The sequence below is a fragment of the Acidovorax sp. ST3 genome (assembly GCF_003231145.1).
Lineage (GTDB): Bacteria > Pseudomonadota > Gammaproteobacteria > Burkholderiales > Burkholderiaceae_C > Acidovorax.
In genome coordinates, this window is the sequence record NZ_QKVP01000135.1 from 1 (window position 1) to 522 (window position 522).

At 73.6% G+C, this 522-nt stretch carries 1 protein-coding gene; it reads left to right on the forward strand.

Going from position 1 to position 522, the window contains the following annotated elements; translation table 11 throughout:
• The coding region (locus DNK89_RS23970; RefSeq protein ID WP_161958992.1) for a carotenoid oxygenase family protein at window positions 1-522 on the forward strand (522 nt) is incomplete at both ends.

Here is a 522-nt window from a genome sequence, read left to right on the forward strand (position 1 = left end):
GCTGTTCCCGGTCCTGCCGCTGACCGGCAGCCTGGAGCGGGCCATGCGCTGCGGCCCGCCCTTCGCCTGGGAGCCGGGCAAGGGCGCCTTCGTCGGCGTCATGCGCCGCGACGCCGACGTCTCGACCATCCGCTGGTTCGAGACCGAGGCCTGCTACGTCTTCCATGTCCTCAACGCCTGGGACGACGGCGACCGCATCGTCGCCGACGTCATGCAATACGACCGCGCGCCATTGTTCCCCAACGCCGACGGCGGCGCCGGCGCCCCGTCCTGGGCGCGCCTGACGCGGTGGACCTTCGACCTGTCCGGCGCTTCCAATGTCATCCGCAGCGAGCCTCTCGACGACCTCGCCGGGGAGTTCCCCCGCATCGACGAGCGCCGCGCCGGCCTCGCCAACCGCCACGGCTGGTTCGCCGCCCAGCGGCGGCGGCCCGGCGACGTGCGCGCCGACGCCCTGGTCCACATCGACTTCGCCACCGGGCGGCGAAGCATCGCCGGCTTCGACGGCGGCGACTGCGTCTC